This window comes from Herminiimonas sp. KBW02 (assembly GCF_003852535.1).
GTDB lineage: Bacteria > Pseudomonadota > Gammaproteobacteria > Burkholderiales > Burkholderiaceae_D > Oxalicibacterium.
On the sequence record NZ_QAJP01000005.1, the window covers coordinates 334,089 to 352,775 of the forward strand.

Genomic DNA, 18,687 nt, shown 5'->3' on the forward strand with positions numbered 1-18,687 from the left:
ATGACTAAAGACGCAAAAAACCTGATCGTCGGTCTCGACATCGGCACCTCGAAAGTGGTGGCTGTAGTGGCGGAAGTAATGCCCAACGGCCGACACGAAGTGATTGGTCTGGGCCAGCACGAATCCAAGGGGCTGAAGAAGGGGGTCGTCGTCAATATCGAAGCGACCGTCGAATCGATACAGCGCGCACTGGAAGAAGCAGAGCTGATGGCGGACTGCAAGATCCGCAATGTGTATACCGGTATCGCCGGTAACCACATCCGCAGCTTTAATTCCAGCGGCATGGTGGCGATCAAGGACAAGGAAGTCACGGCGACCGATGTGGCGCGCGTGATCGAAACCGCGAAAGCCGTCAACATTCCTACCGATCAGCAATTGCTGCACACCGTGCCGCAGGAATTCATTGTCGATAATCAGGAAGATGTGCGTGAACCTATCGGCATGAGCGGTATCCGACTCGAGGTGAAGGTGCACATCGTGACGGGCGCAGTGTCTGCAGTACAGAACATCGTCAAATGTATCCGTCGTTGCGGTCTCGAAGTATCCGATCTGATTTTGCAGCCTATGGCTTCAGCCGAAGCAGTGTTGACGGCGGATGAAAAAGAACTGGGTGTGGTGCTGATCGATATCGGCGGCGGCACGACTGACGTTGCGATTTTCACCGAAGGTGCGATTCGTCATACCGCAGTGATTCCGATTGCCGGTGACCAGATCACTAACGACATCGCGATGGCGGTGCGTACGCCGACCGCAGAAGCGGAAGAGATCAAATTACGTTACGGCATGGCCAAGCAAGTGCTGGCTGATCCGGGCGAAACGCTGGAAGTGCCGGGTCTTGGTGATCGCGGTACCCGTGCCTTGTCACGTCAGGCCTTGGCTGCAGTCATCGAGCCGCGTATCGAAGAACTGTTTTCGCTGGTGCATCAGGTGGTGCGTGAGTCCGGTTACGAAGAAGTGCTGTCGTCCGGCATCGTCCTGACCGGCGGCACGGCAATGATGCCGGGTATGGCGGAACTGGCAGAAGATATTTTCTTAAAGCCTGCGCGTTTGGGTACGCCCGAATACAACGGCCAGTTGGCAGATGTAGTCCGTAGTCCGCGGTATGCAACCGTATTGGGTTTGTTGTTGGAAGCGAAAAAGCAGTATCTGCGTGGACACATCGTCACGCGTCAGGATGGCTCGACGGTCGCAGTTTTCCGTCGCATGAAGGAATGGTTTTTAGGTAATTTTTAAGTTCGTATTTGGTTTCGTAGTAAGTATTTAATTTTGTCTTAACTCATTTTGTAATAACCCGCAGTTAGCAGTTGCTAGTTGTCACACCGCGTGAGAACTATCAACTGGAAACTGCATAATCTTTAAGGAAATATCATGGAAATCGACATGCTCGAAAATGTGGCACAAGGAACCGTGATCAAGGTGGTTGGCGTTGGTGGTGCTGGTGGCAACGCTGTACAACACATGATCAATAAAGGCGTGAACGGCGTTGAATTCATCGTCGCCAACACCGATGCGCAAGCATTGCAATTATCGAAGGCGCACAACATCATCCAGATCGGTGAAACCGGTCTGGGCGCTGGCATGAAGCCTGCGGTAGGTCGTCAGCTGGCGGAAGAAACCCGTCCACGCATCGAAGACGCATTGCGCGGCGCGCACATGGTCTTTATCGCAGCAGGTATGGGCGGCGGCACCGGTACCGGTGCAGCACCTATCATCGCGCAAATCGCGAAAGAGCAAGGCGCGTTGACAGTGGCGGTAGTTTCCAAGCCATTCTCGTACGAAGGCCGCAAGTGCATGGACATCGCCGACGAAGGTCTGGAAGCATTGGGCCAGCACGTTGATTCGCTGATCATCATCCTGAACGAAAAACTGGAAGAGATCTACGAAGACGACAGCATGATCGAATGGCTGCAACACGCTGATGACGTATTGAACAATGCTGTTGCCGGTATTGCAGAAATCATCAACGTACCAGGTCATATCAACGTCGACTTCAATGACGTGAAAACGATCATGGGCGAACAAGGCAAGGCGATGATGGGTACGGCAACTGCACAAGGTATTGATCGTGCACGTATCGCAGCTGAGCAGGCAGTTGCCTCGCCATTGCTCGACGGCATCGACTTGTCCGGCGCGCGCGGCGTACTGGTCAACGTGACCGCCAGCCGTGGCCTCAAAGGTAAGGAAATCAAGGAAGTAATGGCTACCGTGCGCGCATTCGCAGCACCAGACGCATCGATCGCGCAAGGTATCGCGTACGACGATGAAATGGGCGACGATATCCGCGTGACTGTGGTGGCAACCGGCCTGGGTCGTGCGCGTAAAGGCGTACAACTGGTACAGACTCCGATGTTGCGTACCGGCACCCATAACGAACCTATGATGGCCAACACCGGCATGCTGCAAGGCGCAGCGCAACCTGCCGCTTCGTTCGACGGTTTGAAGGCGCCGGCAGTATGGCGTCGTGAATCGGCGTCCGATACGGTACGTGCGCTGGAGAAAAACGGCATGGAAACCTACGATATTCCTGCCTTCCTGCGCAAGCAGGCTGACTGATTCCGTATGGCATTTTGCGGGTAGTTGGACGGTAGGATAGCGATTTCTTGTCAAACTACCTGCAAAATTGAACGGAACAAGGCATACTTCGGTTTCTACGCCGCGCCAAGTGCGCGGCGTTTTCTAGTCGGCTATGCCGGTAAAACTAATCAAAGGAATTCGCAATGACAATCAAAGTTGGTGATCAGCTGCCAGAAGCGCGGCTCGCAGAATACGTCGATGTAGCAACCGAAGCTTGCTCCGTTGGCCCAAGCAAAGTCATGGTGCACGAAGCAACCAAAGGCAAAAAAATCGCAATTTTTGCAGTTCCTGGCGCATTTACGCCAACCTGCTCCGAAACACATGCTCCTGGCTACATCCAGGCAGCTGACCAGTTCAAAGCCAAAGGCGTTGATGAAATCTGGTGCATCTCGGTTAACGATCCGTTCGTTATGGGCGCATGGGGCCGCGAACAAAAAGCAGCTGGCAAAGTACGTTTCATCGCTGACGGCAGCGGTACTTTCACCAAGGCACTGGGTCTGGAATTCGATCTGACCAAAGGCGGCCTGGGTGTACGTTCGCAACGTTACTCGATGCTGGTTGAAGACGGCGTCGTCAAACAATTGAACGTTGAAGACAGCGGTCACCTGGAAGTATCGACAGCAGAAAAACTGCTGGCACAAATCTAAGTTCCTGTTTCCACAGGAAAATATAAAAAACGGCGCCTGGTGCGCCGTTTTTTTATGCCTGCGCCAACAGCAAGCGAGTCCCGCAGTGCTGCCCGGCTGTTGTTTTAGATGTCAGCAGGCGTAACAGTGGCGGGTGATTTCCGGCTTAGGTTGCTATAATCGCAGCATGTTAAAACAACGCACCATCAAACAAGTAGTCAAGTCCGTTGGCGTCGGTCTGCATTCCGGCACCAAGGTCGAACTGACCATGCATCCTGCACCGGTTGATGCCGGTATCATATTCCGTCGCATCGATCTCGATCCGGTGGTCGAATTGCCTGCGCAGGCGACTATCGTCGGCGATACGCGTATGGCTTCCACGCTGCAAAAAGGCGAGGCCAAGGTTTCCACCGTTGAGCACCTGATGTCGGCTTGCGCTGGTCTTGGAATAGACAATCTGTATGTCGACCTGACGGCAGAGGAAGTGCCGATCATGGACGGCTCGGCCTCTTCCTTTGTCTTCCTGCTGCAGCAAGCTGGTTTGCAGGAACAGGACGCGCCGAAGAAATTCATCCGCATCAAGAAAACGGTGGAAGTGCGCCAGGGTAGCGGTGATCGTGAAATCTGGGCGCGACTGGAGCCATATGAAGGCTTCAAGCTCAAGTTCTTTATCCAGTTCAATCATCCTGCGGTAGACGGCACCGGCCAGACTGCAGAAATTGATTTCAGCTTCGAGTCCTATGTAAAAGACGTGGCACGCGCCCGTACTTTCGGTTTTATGCAGGATATGGAAACCTTGCGCGGCATGGGGCTGATCCGTGGCGGCTCATTGGAAAATGCAATCGTGATGGATGAATACCGCATCCTCAATACCGATGGTTTACGCTACGACAATGAGTTTGTGCGGCACAAGATCCTGGATGCGATCGGTGATTTATATCTGGTTGGCCATCCGCTGATCGCCAGCTACAACGCGCATAAATCCGGTCATATGCTGAATAATCTGCTGGTGCGGGCGTTGCTGGAACAGCCCGATGCGTATGAAATCGTTACGTTTGAAAAAGTAGAAACCGCACCTACCGATTATGCCCGTCAGGCCAGCCTTGAATGGGCGCTGACTTAAGCAGTTCTTCCCCTGGATTATTTGATGCTCTGCTGCATCAAATAATCCGAGTCAAATCACATCCCGGATTTCATTTGGCACTGCGATGACGTTGCATCATCGTTCCGAGTGCAGCCTTCAATGCCTTGTTACGCGGACTGTCTTCCAGCGCCTCGCCCAGTTCTGCGAACGCGGAAAGCGCTTGTTTGGGCAGTACCAATTGCTTGGAAGCTGTTGATTTTATAAGGGTTTTGGCAACTTGCACTTTGAGGCGGATTGCGTTAACCTGCCAACCCCGCTGCTGTAATTCATCTTGTAATTTTGGTAATTGTTGTTTCAGTCGTGCTGCCAATGCTGCATTTGGCGTAGACAAAACCAGCTGGTTCGCCTCAAACTGCAGCACCGCACAGTGTGCAAACATGGCCGGTAACGCAGCAGCGCAATCGTTCTGCAGCGACGCCATGCGTGCAACTGCCGGTAACAGTGCCGCAAGCTTGTCGTGCGAGCGCAAGAATTCCGCAGCGCCCTTCGCAGGTTTTTGCGTAGTGGTGCTTTGTTTGAATGGGATAAATGAGGATGGTCGCATCGTCATGAAACCTTATCACACCTCGTCCAGAAGCGGCGAGCCTAGGGAGTCGCGATGCAGATAATTTTGTTGCACCCTCGTTTTACCCATGCCAAGTCAGTCACGCTGACGCGGCGACATTTGCTGGCGCTCTTTGCCAGCTTCGTAGTCGCAGTCATACTCGGCGCTTCCTTCCTGTCCTACCTCGTATTCAGCAATGCTGCCAGCATGCCGTCGCCAGTGCGCGAACTGGTAAGCGGTGGCGCCGGCGGCGAAGAAGCCAATAAAGACAAATTCCTTAAAGAAAACCTGGCGCTGATGGCGCGTCGCCTCGGTGAAATGCAGGCGCAACTGATGCGTCTCGATGCCTTGGGTGAGCGGGTGCAAGGTCTGGCCGGGGTAAAACCGACCGAATTCAATTTCCGTGAAATGCCTGGTCGTGGCGGCATAGAGCCGATGGACGGCACCAGCAGCCGCGATCTCACCATGTCCGAATTCAAGGCGTTGCTCGATGCCATGGCGCATGACGTCGAACGCCGTGCCGACTATATGAATGTGGTTGAGTCGACGCTGATGGGCGACAAGATCAAATCCAAGCTGCTACCGACGATCCAGCCGGTTAACGTCAGCTATAACGCCTCGACCTTTGGTCGTCGCCTGGATCCGTTTTCGGGGCGCAGTGCGATGCATGAAGGGATCGATTTTGCTGCGCCTATCGGTACGCCTATTGTGGCGGCCGCAGGCGGCGTGGTGACCGTGGCTGAATTCCATCCGCAATACGGCAATATGATGGAAATCGACCATGGCAATGACATGATTACCCGTTATGCGCACACCTCCCGCCTGTTGATGCAGGTCGGTGACATCGTGCGGCGCGGCCAGCATATAGCCGATATCGGTACCACCGGGCGTTCGACCGGGCCGCATCTGCACTTCGAAGTGCGGGTCAAGGGGGTGGCGCAGGATCCGCATAAATTCCTGTTGGCAGGTGCAAATCAGGCGCGACTGGCTGCGAAATAAGGTTTTATACCCGAGCGAGAACTAAGGGTATTCAAGTGGCGGGCGAACAAAAGTCACTGTGACGGGTCAGATCAGACGCTGCTTAGTGCAAAAGCGATTGCAAAAGCTATTGTTTCCGGACTGATAAGCCCAATATGCTGGAAACGACATGATAAAATCCACCATTTAGCCCAAGCCCAATTCGATGCAGGCAAGGTATAGCTTGCTGCATCAGGTTGTTTCAAGGCGCCTTTTTTAGAATCCAAGCATGTCATTACTGACTCAGATTTTCGGTAGCCGCAATCAGCGCTTACTCAAGCAATACCAGAAGACCGTTCGTGAAATCAATGCTCTTGAACCGGCGCTGGAACAATTATCCGACGAGGCCCTGAAGGCCAAAACCCCGGAATTCAAGGAGCGTCTCGCGAAGGGCGAGGACATCGACCAGCTCCTGCCGGAAGCATTTGCGGTTTGCCGCGAAGCCAGCAAGCGTATCCTCAAGATGCGCCACTTCGACGTGCAACTGATAGGCGGCATGGCGCTGCACTACGGGAAAATCGCCGAAATGGGTACGGGTGAAGGTAAAACCCTGATGGCAACGCTGCCAGCCTACCTGAATGCATTGGCCGGCAAAGGCGTGCACGTGGTGACGGTCAATGATTACCTGGCCCAGCGCGATGCCGAATGGATGAGCACCCTGTACGGCTGGCTCGGCCTGACGACTGGTATCAACCTGTCGCAAATCGATCACGAAGCCAAGCAGACCGCGTACAACTCCGACATCACCTACGGTACCAACAACGAATTCGGCTTTGATTATCTGCGCGATAACATGGTCTACGACACGGGCGATCGCGTCCAGCGTGGCCTGCATTACGCGATTGTCGATGAAGTTGACTCCATCCTGATCGACGAAGCGCGTACCCCGCTGATCATTTCCGGTCAGGCTGAGAACCACACTGACCTGTATCACAAAATCAATGAAGTGCCGCCGCTGCTGTCCTTGCAAATCGGTGAAGAGACACCGGACGGCAAAGGCAAGATAGAAGTGCCGGGCGACTACACCAAGGATGAAAAATCCCATCAGGTCTTGCTGACCGAAGCCGGTCACGAAAAAGCCGAACAAATCCTGACACGTATGGGCTTGCTGCCGGAAGGCGCCTCGCTGTACGACGCTGCCAACATCACCCTGATCCACCATTTGTACGCTGCCTTGCGCGCGCATACGCTGTATCACAAGGATCAGCACTATGTAGTGCAAAACGGTGAGGTTGTGATCGTCGATGAATTCACTGGTCGTCTGATGACCGGTCGTCGCTGGTCCGAAGGGCTGCACCAGGCGGTGGAAGCGAAGGAACACGTCAAGATCCAGAACGAAAACCAGACACTGGCTTCGATCACCTTCCAGAATTACTTCCGTATGTACACCAAGCTGTCCGGCATGACCGGTACAGCGGACACTGAAGCTTACGAATTCCAGGAAATCTACAAACTGGAAACCGTCGTTATCCCGCCGAACCGTCCTAGCCAGCGCAAGGATCGCCAGGATCAGGTTTACAAATCGTCGGAAGAAAAATACGGCGCGATGCTGAAGGATATTCAGGATTGCTACGAACGTGGCCAGCCGGTACTGGTGGGTACGACTTCGATTGAGAATTCCGAGCTGTTGTCCGGCATCCTGACCAAAGCCAAATTGCCGCATAACGTGCTGAATGCGAAACAGCATGCACGCGAAGCGGAAATCATTGCACAGGCAGGTCGTCCGAAAGCCATCACCATCGCCACCAATATGGCGGGTCGTGGTACCGATATCGTCCTCGGCGGCAACGTCGGCAAACAGGTGCAGATCATCGAAGCCAATGAGGCTTTGAGCGATGCGGATAAAGCAGCGCAAGCGCAAACCTTGCGTGATGAATGGCAGTCCTTGCACGATCACGTCGTGAACGCAGGTGGCTTGCACATCATCGGTACCGAGCGCCACGAATCGCGTCGCGTTGATAACCAGTTGCGTGGCCGTTCCGGTCGCCAGGGTGATCCGGGTTCTTCGCGTTTCTACCTGTCGCTGGATGACGCCTTGCTGCGTATCTTTGCCGGTGACCGCGTACGCGCGATCATGGATCGTTTGAAAATGCCGGAAGGCGAACCGATCGAAGCAGGTATCGTGTCGCGTTCGATTGAATCGGCACAACGCAAGGTGGAAGCGCGTAACTTTGATATTCGTAAGCAATTGCTCGAATACGATGACGTCGCCAATGACCAGCGTAAAGTGATTTACCAACAGCGTAATGAATTGCTCGAAACCACCGACGTTTCCGAGATGATCACTTCCTTGCGCCAGGGTGTCTTCACCGACTTGTTCCGCACCTATGTGCCGGAGCAATCGATGGAAGAACAATGGGATCTGCCGGCGCTCGACGCTGTACTGCGCGACGAGTGGAAAGTCGATTTCTCGCTGGTTAAAGTGCTGGAAGGCGAGCCGAATATCACTGACGAAGACATGCTCGAACGCCTGGTGAAATTCACCGACGACATCTATGCGCAGAAAATCGAGATCGTCGGCAAGGATGCCTTTGCCGGATTCGAGCGCAGCGTGATGTTGCAGGCGGTCGATTCGCACTGGCGTGAACATCTGGCGGCGCTGGATCATCTGCGTCAGGGTATCCATTTGCGTGGTTACGCGCAGAAGAATCCTAAGCAGGAATACAAGCGCGAAGCATTTGAACTGTTTGGCCAGATGCTGAACCTGATCAAGGATGAGGTCGTCAAGATCGTGATGACGGTACGCATCCAGTCGCGTGAAGAAATTGATGCGGCAGAAGAGCAGTTGTCGCAGTCGCATGTCGAGAACGTGCACTACCAGCATGCTGATTTCGACGCTGATGCAGCGCCGGAAGAATTGCTCGCGCCGACTGCAGTTGCAAGCGAAGCGAACCACACACAAGTGAATGCCTTGCCTAAGGTCGGTCGCAACGATCCATGCCCTTGCGGTAGTGGCAAGAAGTACCAGCAATGCCATGGTCGCCTCGCTTAATCGCGACCTGATGCGTTGAAACCGGAAGGGCGGGCTTATCCCGCCCTTTTGCTTTGGTAGTCCGCCTGTGGGCCTGATGCATGCATATGCCCGCTAGCGATTACAATATTGATCTGATCTGTAGTCCGCTTTGGTAGTCTGTCTTATTAACCCTCTGATATAGAAAACTTGCGATGGCCGTTAATCTTCCTCTCCCTATTCCTGAAAATCTGACCGCTGTAGCCGGTATTGAACTCGGTCATGCCGAAGCAGGCATACGAAAAGCCAATCGCAAGGATGTGCTGGTCATGAAGCTGGCACCGACCGCAACCGTCGCCGGTGTGTTTACGCAAAACCGTTTTTGCGCGGCGCCGGTGCAAGTCTGCAAAGAACATCTGGGCAAGCTGCAAGCCAGCGCACCGATACGCGCACTCGTGATCAATACTGGTAATGCCAACGCAGGCACCGGCGAAACCGGTCTGGCGGATGCGAAGGCGACCTGTAGCGCACTCGCTGGCCTGCTGGGCTGCGACGCGTCGCAAATCCTGCCATTCTCGACTGGTGTGATCCTGGAGCCGCTGCCTATCGAGAAACTGAAAGCCGGTTTGCCACAAGCTATCGCCAATCTTAAATCGGATAACTGGCACAACGCTGCCTTGTCCATCATGACCACCGACACCCAGCCGAAAGCTGCTTCGCGTCAGGTCAGCATCAATGGCCAGACCATCACACTGACCGGTATCAGCAAAGGTGCCGGCATGATCAAGCCGAACATGGCGACCATGCTGGGCTTTATGGCGATGGATGCGAAAGTGGCGCAGCCGGTGCTTGATCATTTGACTAAGGAAGTAGCAAATCGCTCATTCAACTGCATCACCATCGACGGCGATACATCGACCAATGACTCCTTCATCGTGATTGCGACCGGCGCTGCCAGCGTTGAAGTGAATGCGATCGATACGCCGGAATACCAGGCACTGGCCGCCGCAGTACTGGGCTTGTCGCAAGAGTTGGCGCAAATGATCGTGCGTGATGGTGAGGGTGCAACCAAGTTCATCACCGTCACGGTAGAAGAAGGCAAGAACGTTGAAGAGTGCCGCAAGATTGCTTACTCGATTGCGCATTCACCATTGGTTAAAACCGCTTTCTTTGCATCTGATCCTAACCTCGGTCGTATCCTGGCTGCGATTGGTTACGCTGGCGTTGATGATCTCGACGTGACTACCCTGAACCTGTATCTGGACGATGTATGGGTCGCCAAAAATGGCGGCCGCAATCCGGATTACCAGGAAGCGGATGGTCAGCGCGTGATGAAGCAAAGCGAAATCACGGTGCGCGTCAAACTCGGTCGCGGTAAGGCAGACGCCACCATCTGGACCTGCGACTTGTCGCATGAGTATGTAACGATCAACGCTGACTATCGTTCCTGATCTGCTTTTGATTCGCTTCTGATTAATTAATACGCTCGATTACGATGACACAACTTGAACAGTTTTTAACGCGGGCTGAAGCCTTACTCGAACGTCTCGAATCTTTCCTGCCACCGGCGTTGCCGACACCGGACTGGAATGCGGGAATCGCTTTTCGCTGGCGCAAATCCAGCGGCAATGGTCGCGGTTATCTGCAACCGGTGGCGCATTTGGCGCCTATCGCTTTGGACGATCTGCACAATATCGGACCGCAAAAACAGCAGATAGAACAAAACACCCGGCAGTTTGTTGAAGGCGTACCTGCCAACAATGTCTTGCTGACTGGCGCGCGCGGTACCGGCAAGTCTTCACTGATCAAGGCTTGTCTGAATCAGTTTGCCGATCAGGGCCTGCGTCTGATCGAAGTTGACAAGGATGACCTGGGTGATCTGGCTGATATCGTGGATCTGGTTTCCGGTCGTCCTGAACGCTTCATTATCTTCTGCGACGATTTGTCGTTTGAAGAAGGCGAGGGCGGATACAAGGCATTGAAGGTGGCGCTGGATGGCAGTATCTCTGCGCAGTCGGACAATGTCCTGATTTATGCGACCTCGAATCGTCGTCATTTGCTGCCGGAACGCATGTCGGACAATGCCGGTTACAAGACCGACGATAACGGCGATCTGCATCCGGGTGAAACCGTGGAAGAAAAGATTTCGCTGTCCGAACGCTTCGGCCTGTGGGTGACGTTCTATCCGTTCCGTCAGGATGATTATTTGGATATCGTCGCGCACTGGCTCAAGCACTTCGGTTGCAACCCGCAACAGATAGAAGAGGCGCGTACCGAGGCCTTGCAATGGGCCTTGCAACGTGGCTCACGTTCCGGTCGTGTGGCCTGGCAATTCGCCAAAGACCACGCCGGAAAAATGCCCAAGTAATCCACTACGGGTGCCTGGCCTGACCGGGCACCTGCTTAGCTTTCTTCTGGTCTCCCCATGTCCGAAACCAAATCCACCCCCATCGATGTCGCAGTCGGCATACTCATGAAGCCGAATGGTGATGTCTTGCTCGGCCAGCGGCCAGACGGTAAGCCATATGCCGGTTACTGGGAATTCCCAGGCGGCAAAGTCGAATCCGGTGAAGCCATCATCGATGCGCTGAAGCGCGAATTTGTCGAAGAACTCGGAGTGGAAGTGCTGTCAGCGGAGCCATGGTGCGGCGTTGAACATGTTTATCCGCATGCGCATGTGCGCCTGCATTTCTACATTAGCCAGGAGTGGCGCGGCGAGCCGCAGAGCCTGGAAAATCAGGCGTTTGCATGGCAGGGGAGTGTCGGGGTGGAGCCGCTGCTGCCAGCTACGATACCGTTGATAGAGTGGCTCGATAAGCTACGTTATCCGGGGACATCCCCGGCAGCATCCGTTTAAAGCCTCAGCCCTGTTCAGGGTTGCGGTGGTGGTGGAATATCATCATCCAGGTCGTCCAGTGGATTGACGACCGGAATCACATACTTCTCTTCGGCCCAGGCGCCGAGATCTATCTGTTTGCATCGGTTGGAGCAGAACGGGCGGAATTTACTCAGCTCTGTCCATTCCACTTTGGTGCCGCAGGTAGGGCAATTGACTGTCGTAACCATAATCAGAAACTACACAAGCTCAGTTCAAAAGGTACGTCGCCTTCAAAGGCTTTCGGTTTCATGTCGCCGTCCTGCGAGGTAAAGCGTACCCACAGCATGTATTTATTGGCGGAAATCTCAGGAATCGCGCCCAGCGTTTCATCGATATTCAGGCGCAGCATCTGATAAGCCTTGCCTTGCAGCATTTGTTGATAGCTGCCGGTTTGCGCAATCATTTTGACCGGACGACCGGATTCGCGCAGCAGGCGCAAGACCATGCCGATTGCGTCGAACAGCGGTGCCAGCGGGGTAAACCATTTATGGATGTCAGCCAGGCGTTGTTCTGCCGAATCATGCTGCCACGCATAGTACGAGGGCAGATCGAATTCACAGGCGCCGCCCGGGATGATGGTGCGGCCGCGTATGCTCATCAGCCATTCGTTTTCACGGATGTGCTGGCCGGTTTTGCCTTGCGAGGCGATCAATGCGCTACTGATGCGATCCAGGTCAAACAGGATGGCATCCAGCATTTCTGCTTCGACGTTCGGATTGGATTTGAAACCGAGTAGGGTTTGTTTTTGACGTTCCAGCTCTTGCAACAGGTCGGATTTGAGGTCGGCACGACCAGCCACCTCCAGCATTTCGAACATGGTGGCAAGGGCAACGTGGTGATGCTGCGGATGATCCTGACCGATAAAGAAAGCGAATTTCTCGTACAGGTCTTCTAGCCGCAACAACGTGCGAATACGCTCGTTGAAAGGGTATTCGTAGACAATCAAAGTGGCATCCCTTAAAAGTTAAAACCGGGCAATACGAGCTAATGTTGTGATTCTGAACGAAGCCGCGACAAAATACAAATGATGCAACGATTTTGTTTGGCATTCATTAAAACGGGCTGCGTTTTTGTTCTGATTCTGGTGCCGGATTGCAGCTATAGACAGCGGCCCGGTGCTAACGTTCACTCGGCCTGCGCCAGCTTCAGATAGTGGCGGTGCAACTCCAGCACTTGCGGTAATAGCGCTGTGCTATCACCCTCGTTATTGATCACATCGTTGGCCGCTGCCAGACGCTCTGCACGACTGGCCTGACTGGCGATAATGGCACGCACTTGCTGCTCACTGAGCTTATTGCGCTGCATCACACGACGTATCTGTACTTCTTCCGGGCAATCAACAGTCAGCACTCGCGATACACGTTGCTGCCACAGGCCCGACTCCACCAGCAGCGGCACTACGAAGAGCAGATAGGGGCCTTCGGCCTGGTCTGCCGCTGCGCGTGTGAACTGGCGTATTAGCGGGAACAGGATCGCTTCCAGGCGCTTTTTATCATTCGGATCGGCAAATACGCGTTCGCGCATGGCCGCTCTGTCCATCGCACCGTCCGGCAGAATGAGTCCGGCACCGAACGCTGCGCGGATAGCCGGGATGGCAGCACCGTCGGGCGCGGTCAGTTGATGCGCTATCAGGTCGGTGTCGACGACAGCCGCGCCTTGTTCGGCAAACAGATCGGCCACCGTGCTTTTACCACTGCCTATGCCACCGGTCAGGCCTACGGAAAAGCGATTGAATGTGCCCAGTTCGTCCATGCTGCCTAGTAGAAGCCCAGATAAGTTTCGGCCAGTGATTTGCCATATACCAGGGCTATCATACCGGCCGCAGCGAGATAGGGGCCAAACGGAATCGGGATGTCGCGCCCGCGCTTGGCCAGCACGATGAGGGCGATGCCGACTACGGCACCGACCAGCGACGATAAGAGAATGATGACGGGCAGCATCTTCCAGCCGAGCCAGGCGCCGAGTGCGGCCAGCAGTTTGAAGTCGCCATAGCCCATGCCTTCCTTGCCGGTCAGCAGCTTGAACAGCCAGTAAATCGACCATAGGGTGAGGTAGCCAGCCGCCGCACCGATGACGGCTTCATGCAGCGGGACAAAAGTGGCGTTCAGATTCAACAGCAGGCCCAGCCAAAGCAACGACAGTGTCAGATCATCCGGCAGTAGTTGCGTATCGGCATCAATGAAGGTCAGTGCGATCAGCAAATAGGTAAAGAGCAGGGTGCTCAACCCCAGCAAGCCACTGCCGAAGTGCCAGATCAGGAACGCCGACAGCACGCCGCTCAATAGTTCGATGATCGGATAGCGTATTGATATTGGTGTTTTACAGGCAGTGCATTTGCCGCCTATTGCGAGGTAGCTGACGACCGGGATGTTTTGCAGTGCGCTGATCTGATGGCCGCATTGCGGACAGGCCGAGCGCGGCACGACGAGGTTGTAACGATCTTCGTGCGGCAGCGGCTGGCCGCTCTCACTGGCGACATAATTGTCAGATTCACGTTGCATCATCTTCGGGATGCGGTGGATCACGACGTTCAGGAAGCTGCCTATCAATAAGCCAAATACGCCTGCGACGATAGCAGGTAATGCGCTGCCCGCAGGGGCAGACCAAAGTAAATCCATCATCAGACCACAGAACCCAGTTTGAAAATAGGCAGGTACATGGCGACTACCAGGCCGCCTATCAGTACGCCCAGTATGACCATAATCAGCGGCTCCATCAGACTGGAGAGCGAGGCGACGGCTTCATCCACTTCATCTTCATAGAAATCTGCGACTTTGCCCAGCATGTTGTCGAGCGAGCCGGATTCCTCACCGATGGAAACCATCTGCGTCACCATATTCGGGAAGACGTCCGAGTTCTGCATCGCCACCGTCAGGCTGGTGCCGGTGCTGACTTCGGTCTGTATCCGTTTGGTGGCGTCCAGATAAACAGCGTTGCCGGAGGCGCCGCCTACCGAGTCGAGTGATTCGACCAGCGGTACGCCAGCCGCAAACATGGTGGCCAGGGTACGCGTCCAGCGTGCGATGGTGGCCTTGCGTATGACGGCGCCGAAGATGGGCAGTTTCAGCAATAACTTATCCATCGAACGCTGCATTTTGAGCGAGCGTTTCCACGACTGGAAGAACAGGTAGAGGCCGCCGAACAGCAGACCGAAAATAATGTACCAGTTGGCCACCATGAAATCAGACATGGCCATCACCATCAGCGTCGGGGCCGGCAGATCGGCGCCAAAGCTTTTGAATACTTCCTTAAAGGCCGGAACCACCCAGATCATGATGACGGCGGTCACGATGAAAGCGACGGCCAGGATCGATACCGGATAAAACATCGCGGACTTGATCTTGGCCTTGATGGCCAGGGTTTTTTCCTTGTAGATCGCGAGCCGGGTCAGCAGGTCTTCCAGGATACCGGCTTGCTCACCGGCGCCGACCAGATTGCAAAACAGCGGATCGAAGTAGAGCGGAAATTTGCGGAAAGCCTGATTCAGGCTGGTACCTGTTTCGACATCGGAGCGGATGTCCTGGACCAGCTTGGATACGGCCGGGTTGTCATTGCCCTTGGCGACGATATCGAAGGATTGCAGCAGCGGCACACCGGCTTTCATCATGGTGGCCAGCTGGCGCGTAAATAAGGTGATGTCCTTTTCGGAAACCTTCTTGCCGCTGCGATAGGTTTTCTTTTTGACCTTGGTGACCAGCACGCCCTGACGACGCAAGGTTGCGCTGACTACCGATTCGCCACCGGCACGTAATTCGCCGCGCACGATCTTGCCGGATTTGTCCTTGCCCTCCCAGGCGAAGACAGACTCCTTGGGTAGTGTTGCGCTTCCGACCTTACGTGCGGATGTTGCCATGCATAGACCTCTTTATTATTCGTTGGTGCAGCCGAGAACTTCTTCCAGGCTGGTCAGTCCCAGTTTGACCTTTACCAGGCCTGATTCACGCAAGTTACGCACGCCGTCCTTTTTGGCTTGCGCTTCAATTTCCATCGACGTACCGTGATTCAGGATGATGGCTTCGATCTCTTCGCTGATCGGCATGATTTGATAGATGCCGACCCGGCCTTTGTAACCACTGCCGCTGCAACGTTCGCAGCCGACCGGTTTGTATGGCAACCAGGTGCCGTCCAGATCATCTTCGCTAAAGCCTGCTTCCAGCAGTGCTTCGTCCGGAATCACCGTGGTTTGTTTGCAGGAGCAAAGCCGGCGTGCCAGACGTTGCGCGGTAATCAGAATGACGGACGATGCAATGTTGAACGGCGCGACTCCCATATTCATCAGGCGTGTCAGCGTCGCTGGTGCATCGTTGGTATGCAGCGTGGAAAACACCATATGTCCGGTTTGCGCTGCCTTGATCGCGATATCGGCGGTTTCCAGGTCGCGGATCTCACCCACCATGATGATGTCGGGATCCTGCCGCAGGAATGCTTTCAGCGCGACCGGGAAGGTCAGTCCGGCGCGGTCATTAACGTTGACCTGATTCACGCCTGGCAGGTTGATCTCGGCCGGATCTTCCGCGGTCGAGATATTGATGCCGGGTTTGTTCAGGATGTTGAGACAGGTGTAGAGCGAAACGGTTTTGCCGGAGCCGGTCGGGCCGGTGACCAGCACCATGCCGTAAGGGCGCTGGATCGCAGTGAGCAGAGTTTCCTTTTGATCCGGGTCGTAACCCAGCGCTTCGATCCCCATTTGCGCCTGTGAACCGTCGAGAATACGCATGACGATTTTTTCGCCGAACAGGGTAGGCAAGGTGCTGACGCGGAAGTCGATGGAGCGGGTCTTGGACATCACCAGCTTCATGCGGCCGTCCTGCGGTACGCGTTTTTCCGAGATGTCGAGTTTGGAGATGACCTTGATGCGCGATGCCAGCTTTTCCTTGATCGCCAGCGGAGGTTGCGCGATATCGCGCAGCACGCCGTCGACGCGGAAGCGGATACGGTAAAACTTTTCAAACGGTTCGAAGTGCAAATCCGATGCACCCAGGTTGATCGCATCGACCAGGATCTTTTGCAGGAATTTGACGATAGGCGCATCGTCGATATCGGCAGTGCCGCCATCGACCGGGACCGCCAGTTCTTCCTCGATGAAATCGATATCAAGGTCTTCGCCTATCAGCTCATTCAGGCCTTGCTCGGCACTTTGACCGAGTTTGTCGATGATTTTGAGCAGTGTCAGGTGATCGACGATGATGGGTTCGACCGCCAGCTGCGCCTGGAATTTGATCTGATCCAGCGCCTGCGAATTGGTGGGATCCGAGATCGCAATCGAGACTTTATTGCCGCGTTTGGCCAGCGCGATCACGTGCTGGCTTTGCATCAGCTTTGCATCGATGATTTTTTCGGGCAGCAGGCTGGTATTGAAGGCTGCCAGATCCAGCAGTGGATAGCCGAAAGTTTCAGAGCAAAAGGCAGCGAGTTTGCCGGAATCGATCACGTCGCTTTTCAGCAAAATATCAATAAACGGACTTTTTTCGTTGGCAGCTTGTTTGCTAATGGCGTCGGCTTGCTGTTGCGTCAGCCGCCCAGCTTGCAAGAGTGCGCGGGCGAGGCCTGGCATTGCATTATTTGATGCCGAACTAGGAAGGACTGCAGCCATGTATTTACGCCAGGAGCATCAAGAGGTGCATTAGATAATGCCTCTAGGCACCTGTTTTGTAAAGATATCCTGCGGGAAATGTTACTTTCTGCGCATAAAATGCAACGCCTGTCACCGCCTGTTTGGCGAGCAGCGTTTTAACAGTGTTGGCGACTGCTGCGGATGCGGGATGTGATGGTGTAATCGCAGGCGGTGCGCATGCACGGAGCATGGCACCGCTATCGTTTTAGTGATTGCGGTTGACCGCGAAGGCGCTCAGTTTGAGCAAGGCATCCTTATAGGCATTCTCCGGCAAGCCGGCGATGGATGCGGTGGCGCGAGCGGATGCTTCTTCCGCCTTGCGTTTGGTGTAGTCGAGCGCACCGGATGTGGTCACGGCCTGCAATACTGCGTCGAAATGCTGTTCGTCGCCGTTTTCGATGCAGCTGCGCACCAATTCCCGCTGTTCCGCGGTGCCGTGCTCCATCAGATAGATTAGCGGCAGGGTCGCCTTGCCTTCACGCAGGTCGTCGCCGACGTTTTTGCCGATGTCGTCAGCCTGACCAGAGTAGTCGAGCACGTCGTCTATCAGCTGGAAGGCGGTGCCCAGTGAGCGGCCATATTCCGCTGCTGCTTCGATTTGCTCGTCCGTCGCGCCAGCGATGAGCGTGCCGAGCTGGGCTGCGGCTTCAAACAGTTTGGCGGTTTTCGAGCGGATGACCTGCGTGTAGCGTTCTTCCGATACATCAGGATCATGCATGTTTAACAACTGCAGCACTTCGCCTTCGGCGATGACATTGGTTGCGTCCGCCAGGATTTGCATGATGCGGATATCGCCAACCGACACCATCATCTGGAAAGCGCGCGAATACAGGAAATCGCCTACCAGCACTGAGGCGGCATTGCCGAACAGGGCGTTGGCGGTCTTGCGGCCGCGACGCAGCGACGACTCATCGACCACGTCATCGTGCAGCAATGTTGCCGTATGGATAAATTCCACGACGGCTGCCAGTTGATGGTGATCGGTGCCGCGGTAGCCATAAGCGTTGGCCATCAGCAGGACCAGTACCGGACGGATGCGTTTGCCACCGGCGCTGATGATGTAGTCGGCGATTTGATTGACCAGTGCTACTTCAGAGTGCAGCTTCTGACGTATCACGGTATCGACGGCATTTAAATCAGCTGCGATGGGTTGTATAAGCAGGTTTTGAGCGGAGGGTGCGGAAGCGGAAACCAAGTTGAGCCTGATTAATAAGCGTTAATAAGCGTTAATTTAGGGAATTATACGACGAGCCGGGGCAGAAACGTTGCTTGCCCGCCACGAAGCAGGGGTTATGGAGGCTCTGGAAAGCTGTCTTTTTACTACAGTAATACAGGCTTTG

Annotated in this window: 17 protein-coding genes; 9 read left to right on the forward strand and 8 right to left on the reverse strand. The window is 54.6% G+C overall.

Going from position 1 to position 18,687, the window contains the following annotated elements; all coding sequences use genetic code 11:
• From ftsA to lpxC, 4 genes are all read left to right on the forward strand, one after another.
• A complete protein-coding gene (ftsA, locus tag DBR37_RS11005) occupies nt 1-1,233 on the forward strand; it encodes a cell division protein FtsA (protein WP_124574512.1) in 1,233 nt (410 codons plus the stop codon).
• A gap of 135 nt (nt 1,234-1,368) precedes the next feature.
• Nucleotides 1,369-2,553: a cell division protein FtsZ gene (ftsZ, locus tag DBR37_RS11010; RefSeq protein WP_124574513.1), complete on the forward strand. Its 1,185-nt coding sequence runs from the start codon at nt 1,369-1,371 to the stop codon at nt 2,551-2,553.
• Nucleotides 2,554-2,717: 164 nt separating this feature from the next.
• Nucleotides 2,718-3,221, forward strand: coding sequence for a peroxiredoxin (locus tag DBR37_RS11015; protein WP_124574514.1), 504 nt, complete (start codon nt 2,718-2,720; stop codon nt 3,219-3,221).
• 166 nt (nt 3,222-3,387) lie between these two features.
• Entirely contained in the window at nt 3,388-4,323 is a 936-nt protein-coding gene (gene lpxC, locus DBR37_RS11020) for a UDP-3-O-acyl-N-acetylglucosamine deacetylase (RefSeq protein ID WP_124574515.1), read from the forward strand.
• Between the two features lie 70 nt (nt 4,324-4,393).
• On the opposite strand, the gene DBR37_RS11025 is transcribed toward lpxC, so the two are convergent.
• A complete protein-coding gene (locus tag DBR37_RS11025; protein ID WP_124574516.1) occupies nt 4,394-4,894 on the reverse strand; it encodes a DciA family protein in 501 nt (166 codons plus the stop codon).
• Nucleotides 4,895-4,942: 48 nt separating this feature from the next.
• Between DBR37_RS11025 and DBR37_RS11030 the strand changes: the two genes are divergently transcribed.
• The 5 genes from DBR37_RS11030 (at nt 4,943) to DBR37_RS11050 (ending at nt 11,712) form a co-directional block, all read left to right on the forward strand.
• Nucleotides 4,943-5,887: a M23 family metallopeptidase gene (locus DBR37_RS11030; RefSeq protein ID WP_124574517.1), complete on the forward strand. Its 945-nt coding sequence runs from the start codon at nt 4,943-4,945 to the stop codon at nt 5,885-5,887.
• 247 nt (nt 5,888-6,134) lie between these two features.
• Complete coding sequence (gene secA, locus DBR37_RS11035) at nt 6,135-8,897, forward strand: preprotein translocase subunit SecA (RefSeq protein ID WP_124574518.1); 2,763 nt, start codon at nt 6,135-6,137, stop codon at nt 8,895-8,897.
• Nucleotides 8,898-9,070: 173 nt separating this feature from the next.
• Nucleotides 9,071-10,306, forward strand: coding sequence for a bifunctional glutamate N-acetyltransferase/amino-acid acetyltransferase ArgJ (gene argJ / locus DBR37_RS11040; RefSeq protein WP_124574519.1), 1,236 nt, complete (start codon nt 9,071-9,073; stop codon nt 10,304-10,306).
• A 44-nt stretch (nt 10,307-10,350) separates the two neighbouring features.
• Nucleotides 10,351-11,223, forward strand: a complete 873-nt coding sequence (locus tag DBR37_RS11045; protein WP_124574520.1) for an ATP-binding protein — start codon at nt 10,351-10,353, stop codon at nt 11,221-11,223.
• A gap of 57 nt (nt 11,224-11,280) precedes the next feature.
• Complete coding sequence (locus DBR37_RS11050; RefSeq protein ID WP_124574521.1) at nt 11,281-11,712, forward strand: NUDIX domain-containing protein; 432 nt, start codon at nt 11,281-11,283, stop codon at nt 11,710-11,712.
• A gap of 14 nt (nt 11,713-11,726) precedes the next feature.
• On the opposite strand, the gene yacG is transcribed toward DBR37_RS11050, so the two are convergent.
• The 7 genes from yacG to ispB form a co-directional block, all read right to left on the reverse strand.
• The gene (gene yacG / locus DBR37_RS11055; protein WP_124574522.1) at nt 11,727-11,921 is read right to left on the reverse strand and encodes a DNA gyrase inhibitor YacG; all 195 of its coding nucleotides are present in this window, start codon (nt 11,919-11,921) and stop codon (nt 11,727-11,729) included.
• A gap of 2 nt (nt 11,922-11,923) precedes the next feature.
• Entirely contained in the window at nt 11,924-12,679 is a 756-nt protein-coding gene (zapD, locus tag DBR37_RS11060; RefSeq protein ID WP_124574523.1) for a cell division protein ZapD, read from the reverse strand.
• A gap of 179 nt (nt 12,680-12,858) precedes the next feature.
• Entirely contained in the window at nt 12,859-13,485 is a 627-nt protein-coding gene (gene coaE / locus DBR37_RS11065; RefSeq protein ID WP_124574524.1) for a dephospho-CoA kinase, read from the reverse strand.
• Nucleotides 13,486-13,490: 5 nt separating this feature from the next.
• A complete protein-coding gene (locus DBR37_RS11070) occupies nt 13,491-14,351 on the reverse strand; it encodes an A24 family peptidase (protein ID WP_124574655.1) in 861 nt (286 codons plus the stop codon).
• 2 nt (nt 14,352-14,353) lie between these two features.
• Nucleotides 14,354-15,586, reverse strand: coding sequence for a type II secretion system F family protein (locus DBR37_RS11075; protein WP_124574525.1), 1,233 nt, complete (start codon nt 15,584-15,586; stop codon nt 14,354-14,356).
• Between the two features lie 15 nt (nt 15,587-15,601).
• Nucleotides 15,602-17,326: a type IV-A pilus assembly ATPase PilB gene (pilB, locus tag DBR37_RS11080; protein WP_124574526.1), complete on the reverse strand. Its 1,725-nt coding sequence runs from the start codon at nt 17,324-17,326 to the stop codon at nt 15,602-15,604.
• A gap of 226 nt (nt 17,327-17,552) precedes the next feature.
• Nucleotides 17,553-18,503 (reverse strand): octaprenyl diphosphate synthase, encoded by a 951-nt coding sequence (gene ispB, locus DBR37_RS11085; RefSeq protein ID WP_370454250.1) that lies wholly within the window; start codon nt 18,501-18,503, stop codon nt 17,553-17,555.
• Nucleotides 18,504-18,687 lie beyond the last annotated feature (184 nt).

Coding starts and splice junctions, on each gene's coding strand:
- ftsA (WP_124574512.1), top strand. CDS start 1: ATGACTAAAGACGCAAAAAACCTGATCGTCGGTCTCGACATCGGCACC.
- ftsZ (WP_124574513.1), top strand. CDS start 1,369: ATGGAAATCGACATGCTCGAAAATGTGGCACAAGGAACCGTGATCAAG.
- DBR37_RS11015 (WP_124574514.1), top strand. CDS start 2,718: ATGACAATCAAAGTTGGTGATCAGCTGCCAGAAGCGCGGCTCGCAGAA.
- lpxC (WP_124574515.1), top strand. CDS start 3,388: ATGTTAAAACAACGCACCATCAAACAAGTAGTCAAGTCCGTTGGCGTC.
- DBR37_RS11025 (WP_124574516.1), bottom strand. CDS start 4,894: ATGACGATGCGACCATCCTCATTTATCCCATTCAAACAAAGCACCACT.
- DBR37_RS11030 (WP_124574517.1), top strand. CDS start 4,943: ATGCAGATAATTTTGTTGCACCCTCGTTTTACCCATGCCAAGTCAGTC.
- secA (WP_124574518.1), top strand. CDS start 6,135: ATGTCATTACTGACTCAGATTTTCGGTAGCCGCAATCAGCGCTTACTC.
- argJ (WP_124574519.1), top strand. CDS start 9,071: ATGGCCGTTAATCTTCCTCTCCCTATTCCTGAAAATCTGACCGCTGTA.
- DBR37_RS11045 (WP_124574520.1), top strand. CDS start 10,351: ATGACACAACTTGAACAGTTTTTAACGCGGGCTGAAGCCTTACTCGAA.
- DBR37_RS11050 (WP_124574521.1), top strand. CDS start 11,281: ATGTCCGAAACCAAATCCACCCCCATCGATGTCGCAGTCGGCATACTC.
- yacG (WP_124574522.1), bottom strand. CDS start 11,921: ATGGTTACGACAGTCAATTGCCCTACCTGCGGCACCAAAGTGGAATGG.
- coaE (WP_124574524.1), bottom strand. CDS start 13,485: ATGGACGAACTGGGCACATTCAATCGCTTTTCCGTAGGCCTGACCGGT.
- DBR37_RS11070 (WP_124574655.1), bottom strand. CDS start 14,351: ATGGATTTACTTTGGTCTGCCCCTGCGGGCAGCGCATTACCTGCTATC.
- DBR37_RS11075 (WP_124574525.1), bottom strand. CDS start 15,586: ATGGCAACATCCGCACGTAAGGTCGGAAGCGCAACACTACCCAAGGAG.
- pilB (WP_124574526.1), bottom strand. CDS start 17,326: ATGGCTGCAGTCCTTCCTAGTTCGGCATCAAATAATGCAATGCCAGGC.